Origin of the sequence: Beijerinckia sp. L45 (assembly GCF_009765775.1) — a bacterium.
In the GTDB taxonomy this organism is placed as follows: domain Bacteria; phylum Pseudomonadota; class Alphaproteobacteria; order Rhizobiales; family Beijerinckiaceae; genus RH-AL1.
Genome location: NZ_LMUU01000224.1, coordinates 1 through 7,144, shown reverse-complemented (window position 1 = coordinate 7,144; position 7,144 = coordinate 1). Strand labels below are relative to the sequence as shown.

Here is a 7,144-nt window from a genome sequence, read left to right as displayed (position 1 = left end):
GCCAGCCGCGGCTTGAAGTCCCCGGAGCCGATGACGGACGCCCCGAGCAACATGCCGGGTGGCACGCTATCGAGCCCAACCTTCACCTTGACGGTGCCGGACGCCCCGTCGACGGTCGGCGAGATCTCCCGCACGGTGCCGGTGGCTTTGATCCGCGGATCGGATTGCAGAACGATGTCGACCGTCCTGCTCGCGGGCGGGTCGGTAAGCAGCGTTTCGTAGACCTGGAACACGGCGTCGCGGGGACCGTCCTGCGCGACGGTGAAGATCGTCTGGCCAGCCTGAACCACTTGTCCGGTCTCGGCGCTGCGGGTCGTGACGATGCCGGCAACGCCGGTCTTCAGGTTGGCGTAACCGAATTGTTCCTGCGCCGTTCCGAGCACAGCCTTGGCCGACTCGACGGCAGCCTGTTGGGTGCGCAACTGCTGCTGCGCGGTATCGTAGCTCGGGCGGGTGGTGTAGCCGCTCTTGAACAGCGATTCCTGCCGCTCGAAAGCGACCTTGGCCTGCGTCGCCAGCGCCTGCGCCGAGGCGAGGCCGGCCAGGGCCGTGTCGAGATTGGCCTGCTGATCCTTCGGATCGATCTGCGCCAAAACCTGATCGGCTTCGACGTGGTCGCCGACATCGACGAACCGCTGCCTGATCTTGCCGCTGACGCGAAAGGCGATGTCGCTCAAAAATTTGGGTTCGACCGCGCCGGTCAGCGAGACTTTTGGCGTGAATGTTTCCTGCCGGGCGGTGGCGACCTCGACGAGCGTGCATTGCGCGCCGCACGCCGGCGGGTCCTGGTTTTCCGCGGCTTTCGACGCGGCGACGGACGTGCCGAGCCACAGCAAGGTGACTGCCGCTCGTATCGCTCTAGAATGCTGAATGCCGTAGTGCATCATATCCCGCGCTATCGCTTGAGTTCGAAGCGTTGCATGAACCGCTGTCAGGCCGTACTAATTACTGACTGGTTAGTCAATAAGGAGAAGTTGTGCGCGATCTGTGTGGGTTGAGGCGGCGCCGGAAGGAGGCGCGGCCTTCAGAAATTCTGGATGCCGCTTTTCAGGCTTTCGCCGCGGACGGCTTTGCCGGAACGCGTCTCGACGATGTGGCGGCCCGCGCCGGCATCACGAAAGGAACGATCTACCTCTATTTCCAGAGCAAGGAGGACCTGTTCGTCGCTGTCCTCAAGCAGATGATGTGGCCGGCCTACGAGCACCTTTCGGCATTGACCACCGAACCGTCCGGGCCGGCCATCGCGATGCTCAGGGCCCATCTGACGTTCACCGCCAACTGCCTTCTGGACGATCCGCGCCAGACCGAACTGTTCCGCATGTTGATTGCCGAAGGCCCGCGGTTTCCCGACGTCGTCGATCGGTGGCATGCGGAGGTGCTGGTCCCGATCCGCGATGCGTTCGAAGCCGTCATCGCCTATGGCATCGACCGCGGCGAGTTCCGGCCCTCCGCGCTCGGCGACCTTTCCCTGCTTCTGATATCGCCGATCATGCTGGCCAAAAGCTGGCTCGGCCTGTTCGGCACCCGCCATCCGCTCGATGTCCACGCCTTCGTCGAGACATCGCTGCGCGTGTTCGCGCATGGGCTTCTGGTCGAAGACGCTAAAGGGTAGGCACGTGGAGCAGACGGAAGGCGACGAGAGCCGGCGGTCTCTAGTCTTCGGGTTTTTTGGAATCGCCGAACGGGTGAATTTGCGGAATCAGGGCGGCCGCGAGTTCGAGCCGACCGGAAAGAACGCCGCGCTCGGTGATCATCGCATCGGCGATTTCCTGCAGCTTTCGCGCCGGCCCCTGGACCAGAATGACCTCGAGCGTCTGGTTGTGCATGAGGTGGACATGCAACGACGAAATGACCTCGTTGATATTGCGCCGCTGCAGCTCGGCCAGCCGATCTTGCAGGCCGTTGGCGAGATGGTCGTAGAATAGCGTGATGGTCCCGACCATCACATGGTCGCCGGTTTCGTGGCGATGCTCGACCAGGGAGCGGTGCAGGATTGTCGATACAGCCTGCGACCGGCTCGAAAAGCCCCGCGCTCGCACCATTCCGTCGAGATCTTCAAGCAGATCTTCGGGCAGCGAAATACTGATCCGGCTCACCGGCCGCTTGCGACCGGCGTCGGGATCCTCTGTTAAATCAACGCTCATCGGAACGGCCCGCCAACTTCCTTGTGCCAGAATGTGGCATGCTTCTTGTTTGCATGGTTAAGTGTATTACGAAACACGAAAATCGTAGTACTCATTGGAGTATGCTCATGCGCTTTCCAGCCATCATCGCCAAGAGCCTGACCGTTTCGGCCCGCTGCCTTCGCGTTGCTTCATTATCTGCCGCACCACTTTTCATGCCTCTTTCGATGGGAGCCGCGCACGCCGCCGACGCTCCCTTGCATATCGGGTATAGCGACTGGCCCGGATGGGTGGCGATGCAGGTCGCCATCGACAAGGGCTGGTTCAAGGATGCCGGCGTCGACGTCAAGTTTGAATGGTTCGACTATTCGGCGTCGATGGACGCTTATTCCGCCGGCAAGATCGATGCTGATCTTGTGACCAATGGCGACGCCCTTGTGATGGGCGGCAATGGCGCGAAAAGCGTCATGATCATGCTGACGGATTATTCCAACGGCAACGATATCATCGTCGGCAAGGCCGGCACCAAGGGCCTGAAGGACCTCAAGGGCAAAAAGGTCGGCATCGAGGTCGGTCTCGTCGAGCATCTCCTGCTGATCGACGGCCTGACCAAGGCCAAGATGAAGGAGACGGACGTCACGCTCGTCAATGCCAAGACCAACGAGACGCCGCAGGTGCTGGCCTCCGGCGATGTCGCCGCCGCTGGCGCCTGGCAGCCTGTCGCAGGCCAGGCGATGAAAGGAGCCCCCGGCGCGCATCCGCTTTACACGTCGGCCCAGGCACCCGGTCTGATCTACGACGTGCTGGCCGTATCGCCGACCAGCCTCAACGCCCGCAAGGCGGACTGGGCCAAGGTGCTCACCGTTTGGGACAAGACCGTCGCCTATATCGACGATCCCAAGACGCAGCCCGACGCGGTGAAGATCATGGCGGCGAAGTCCGGCGTCCCGCCGGAGGAATACGTAAAATACCTCAAGGGCACCAAGCTGCTGAGCGTCGCCGACGCCAGGAAGGTGATGGTAGACAAGGATGGTCTTGGATCGCTCTACGGGTCGAGCCGCAACGCCGATGCGTTCAACGTCAAGAACAGCGTCTATAAGACCGCGCAGGACGTGAAGTCCTACATCGATCCGTCGCTGACCAACGGAAAGTAAGCCTGATGGGCGGGATCGCGAGCAGCACCCCAACGGAGGCGCCGCGCCCGCCCATCGCCGACGCCTTCGGCATGTCGCCGATGCGCCGCAAGCGGCGGAGTTGGTTCGGCGTGCCGAAACCGCTCGGCCGCCGCAATGCGCTGTCGCTGACCATCCTGTCCTTCATCCTGCCGCTGCTGGCGTGGTCGGCGGTGTCCTACGTGCCGTTCCTCTGGCATCCGCTGATCCAAGTCAGCGATCCCGGCGCCGTGGACTATCTGCAGCCTGGCATGCGCGTCGATCGCGAGACTTTTGCGACCGAAGTGGCCGCGGCGAAGGAAGCCGGGACTGCGCCGCCCCAGGGCATCCCCAGCAATCCCGTCTACCTGCCGGCGCCCCACGAGGTCGCCGCCGCTTTCTGGACCGCGATCACGACGCGCCCGACCTTCGGCGACGCGATCCCGCTGCCGCAAAGTCTCTGGCATTCGATCCAGATCATCTTTTGGGGTTTTACGATCTCGTCCATTCTGGGCGTGCCGCTCGGGGTATTTTGCGGGACGTCGCCGGTCTTCGCACGCATCGTCGAACCCTTTATCGAGTTCGTCCGCTACATGCCGGCACCGGCCTTCGGTGCGCTGATGGTCGCGATTCTCGGTATCTACGACGGGCCGAAAATCGCCATCATCATCATCGGCACCTTCTTTCAGCAGGTGCTGGTCATCGCCAACACGACGCGCCGGGTCGACGGCATGCTGATCGAGGCGGCGCTGACGCTCGGGGCGCGCAACCTGCGCCTCGTCCGGCGCGTGATTGTGCCTGCCGTGCTGCCGCAGCTCTATCGCGACCAGCGTATCCTGCTTGGTTGGGCCTGGACCTATCTGATCGTCGCCGAGCTGATCGGAACGTCGTCGGGCATCACCTTCTTCATCACCCAGCAGGCGCGCTACCAGCATTTCGAGAACGTCTATGCCGCGATCCTGATCATCGGCATCGTTGGCTCCGCGACCGATATCGTGCTGGCGCTCATCGGCCGCCGTTTGTTTCCCTGGGCCAAGGAAGAGGCATGACCGCTTTGCCCGACACGGCCTACCACCACCAATCGGATGCGGTGCAGGCGCGTTTTGCCCGGATCAAGGCCCGCGACGTCGCCTTGCGCGTCCAGGGCCTCGGCAAAGTTTTTCGCACGCCGAAGGGCGGCGAAACCATCGCCCTGCGCGGCATCGATATCGAGACCCACCGTCGCGAATTCCTATGTGTGGTTGGCCCGTCCGGCTGCGGCAAGTCGACCTTCGTCCGGATTCTCGCGGGCCTCGAAACCGCCAGTTCCGGCACGGTCTTCGTCGATGGGCAGCCGGTCAACGGGCCCGGCGCCGATCGCGGCATGGTGTTCCAGGGCTATACGCTGTTCCCCTGGCTCAGCGTGTTGCGCAACGTGATGTTCGGCCTCGAGGAGAATGGCGAGTCGCGACGCACCGCCGCACGCGAGGCGAGAGAATGGCTGTCTCTCGTCGGACTGGAATTTTTCGCGGATTCCTATCCCCATCAGCTCTCCGGCGGGATGAAGCAGCGCGTCGCCATTGCGCGTGCTCTGGCGACGCGGCCAAGAATCCTGCTGATGGACGAGCCGTTCTCCGCGCTCGACGCCCAGTCGCGGGCGCGCATGCAAGCCTATCTCATCGAGATCTGGAAGAAGATCGACATCACCATCGTCTTCATCACCCACGATCTCGACGAGGCGGTATTTCTGGCGGACCGAATCCTGGTGCTCAGCGCGCATCCCGGCGAGATCGCCGAACTGATCGAAGTGCCGGTCTCGCGGCCGCGTTCGCAAGGCCAGATGCTCGAGCGAGAATTCCGCGCCACCCGCGCGCGCCTCGACGCCCTGATCCATCCACCGGACGATGAGGACGACGTCAAGCCGGCCGCAATCAAGCCCAGCATCGTCACCCGTCTCGTCGCGCATGGCGACGAAGTCGAATAGAACCGGGACCGTCTTTTATGGCCGAGAACCCAGCCGTCGCCGCCATCCAGGACGATCTGCGCAAGCGGGGCGTCAAATATGTCATCGGCGCCTATGTCGACATCCACGGCGCGCAGAAGGGCAAGGTGGTGCCGATCGAGCATATGCAGCATATGGCGGCAGGCTCCGAGCGCTATACCGGTTATGCGCTGGACGGGCTTGGTCAGGCGCCCAACGAAGACGAGCTGGCCTCGGTGCCGGATCTCTCGCACATCATCCAGCTGCCGTGGGAGCCGAAGATCGCCTGGACACCGGCGGATCTGACCTTCGGCGGCGTGCCTTATCCCTTATCGACGCGCGTCGCCTTGAAGGCGCAACTCGCCAAGGCGGCCGACATGGGGTTCGGCTTCAATCTCGGCATCGAATGCGAAATCTTTCTGCTGCGTCAGGCCGCAGACGGCTCGCTGCAGACGCCGGACCCCAACGACCGTCTGATCAAGCCCTGTTACGATATTCCGAGCTTTGTCAGCAATTTCGCCTGGCTCGACAAGGTGTCCACCACGATCAACGCCCTCGGCTGGGACCTGTACTCGCTCGACCACGAGGACGCCTGCGGTCAGTTCGAGTTCGACTTCGCCTATGCCGATGCGCTTACCATGTGCGACCGGCTCACCTTCTTTCGTTTCATGGCCAAGCACTATGCCAAGGAAGAAGGCCTCATTGCCACCATGATGCCGAAGCCTTTTGCCGATCGCACCGGCAACGGCGCGCATTTCAACATGTCGCTGCGCGACCTCGCCAGCGGCGCCAACATCTTCGCCTGCGATCCCAAAGACGACCCGCGCGGGCTCGGTCTGAGCGAGACCGGCTACCACTTCATCGGCGGCGTGCTGCGGCACGGCCGCGCGCTCTGCGCCGCCTTCGCCCCGACCGTGAACAGCTACAAGCGGCTTGTCCGCCAGGGGGCCATGGGGACCTTTTCCTGGGCGCCGGTGTTCAATTCCTACGGCTCCAACAATCGGACCAATTCCGTACGCGTGCCGGCCGGCGGTGGCCGCTGCGAGTCGCGCAATGCCGACGGCTCGGTCAATCCCTATCTCGCCGCGGCGCTGGTTCTCGCGGCAGGCCTCGAAGGGATCAGGGACAAGGTCGATCCAGGCCAGCCCAACGAAGACAATCTTTACGAGCTTACCGATGCGGCCCGGCTGGATCGCGGCATCGCCTTCCTGCCGCAGACACTCGAGGAAGCGGTCGAGGCTTTTGCCGAGGATCCGCTCGTGGAGGCGACTCTGGGCAAGGGCCTGCGCGACGAGTTCATCCGCTACAAGACGGCGGAATGGCAGGAGTATCACCTGACGATCTCGCCTTGGGAGATCGCCCGCTACAGCCACATGTTCTGACGTGGGATTGGCACGAGCCCGTCGGGACGACCCGGTTGGCGACCAACGACTTCCTCGGGACGACCCGACACGCAAACGTCGAAGAGACCGGCATGATCAGTATCGAAGCCACCATCGAAATCAACCGTCGCCGCTATGAAACGCTGAAGGCGGCGGGCCTCGGCGATGCGCCGCGGGCGCTGCCGCCGCCGAGCGGCCGACCGGCACCGGCGATCGCCCCGGCCGATCTGCTGCATCGTGAGCAGCTTCCCGGCGGCTGGTACTGGACCACGACGCTCCGCCGCGGCGAGGCGCTGCGCCTCGAACTCGGCAAAAGCCCGGCCACGATCGCGTTGGTCGCGTGGAACAGCGCCGACACGTCGGAGCGCATCAATTTCCCCGACACGGTCAAGGTGCAGTGGACGTCCGCACTGCGCAAGGGCCGCGTCATCCTGTCCGACATGGGCCGGGTGATGTTTTCGCTGGTCGAGGATAGTTCGGGCCATCATGACGCGCTGCTCGGCGGATCGACCGCGGCGTCGAACGAGG

The 7,144-nt window shown here is 63.4% G+C and carries 8 protein-coding genes; 6 read left to right on the top strand and 2 right to left on the bottom strand.

Going from position 1 to position 7,144, the window contains the following annotated elements; genetic code table 11:
• A partial coding sequence (locus tag GSQ79_RS23915) for an efflux RND transporter periplasmic adaptor subunit (protein ID WP_246725544.1) occupies window positions 1-887 on the bottom strand: 887 nt, incomplete at its 3' end.
• Between the two features lie 89 nt (window positions 888-976).
• Between GSQ79_RS23915 and GSQ79_RS23910 the strand changes: the two genes are divergently transcribed.
• The gene (locus GSQ79_RS23910; RefSeq protein WP_158811279.1) at window positions 977-1,612 is read left to right on the top strand and encodes a TetR/AcrR family transcriptional regulator; all 636 of its coding nucleotides are present in this window, start codon (window positions 977-979) and stop codon (window positions 1,610-1,612) included.
• 40 nt (window positions 1,613-1,652) lie between these two features.
• On the opposite strand, the gene nikR is transcribed toward GSQ79_RS23910, so the two are convergent.
• Window positions 1,653-2,144: a nickel-responsive transcriptional regulator NikR gene (gene nikR / locus GSQ79_RS23905; RefSeq protein ID WP_158811278.1), complete on the bottom strand. Its 492-nt coding sequence runs from the start codon at window positions 2,142-2,144 to the stop codon at window positions 1,653-1,655.
• Between the two features lie 194 nt (window positions 2,145-2,338).
• On the opposite strand from nikR, the gene GSQ79_RS23900 reads away from it, so the two are divergent.
• The 5 genes from GSQ79_RS23900 to GSQ79_RS23880 form a co-directional block, all read left to right on the top strand.
• Entirely contained in the window at window positions 2,339-3,277 is a 939-nt protein-coding gene (locus tag GSQ79_RS23900) for an ABC transporter substrate-binding protein (protein WP_368669970.1), read from the top strand.
• A gap of 80 nt (window positions 3,278-3,357) precedes the next feature.
• Window positions 3,358-4,323 carry an ABC transporter permease gene (locus tag GSQ79_RS23895; protein ID WP_368669969.1) on the top strand — a complete coding sequence of 322 codons (966 nt, stop codon included), beginning with the start codon at window positions 3,358-3,360 and terminating at the stop codon, window positions 4,321-4,323.
• Entirely contained in the window at window positions 4,320-5,237 is a 918-nt protein-coding gene (locus GSQ79_RS23890) for an ABC transporter ATP-binding protein (RefSeq protein WP_158811275.1), read from the top strand. Before GSQ79_RS23895 ends, GSQ79_RS23890 begins: the two co-directional genes overlap by 4 nt.
• 17 nt (window positions 5,238-5,254) lie before the next feature.
• Entirely contained in the window at window positions 5,255-6,616 is a 1,362-nt protein-coding gene (glnT, locus tag GSQ79_RS23885) for a type III glutamate--ammonia ligase (protein ID WP_158811274.1), read from the top strand.
• 92 nt (window positions 6,617-6,708) lie between these two features.
• The coding region (locus GSQ79_RS23880; RefSeq protein ID WP_158811273.1) for a DUF1989 domain-containing protein at window positions 6,709-7,144 on the top strand (436 nt) is incomplete at its 3' end.

Excerpts from the sequence above, each read along its gene's own strand:
- nikR (WP_158811278.1), bottom strand. The coding sequence starts at position 2,144 with ATGAGCGTTGATTTAACAGAGGATCCCGACGCCGGTCGCAAGCGGCCG.
- GSQ79_RS23900 (WP_368669970.1), top strand. The coding sequence starts at position 2,339 with ATGCCTCTTTCGATGGGAGCCGCGCACGCCGCCGACGCTCCCTTGCAT.
- GSQ79_RS23895 (WP_368669969.1), top strand. The coding sequence starts at position 3,358 with ATGCGCCGCAAGCGGCGGAGTTGGTTCGGCGTGCCGAAACCGCTCGGC.
- GSQ79_RS23890 (WP_158811275.1), top strand. The coding sequence starts at position 4,320 with ATGACCGCTTTGCCCGACACGGCCTACCACCACCAATCGGATGCGGTG.
- glnT (WP_158811274.1), top strand. The coding sequence starts at position 5,255 with ATGGCCGAGAACCCAGCCGTCGCCGCCATCCAGGACGATCTGCGCAAG.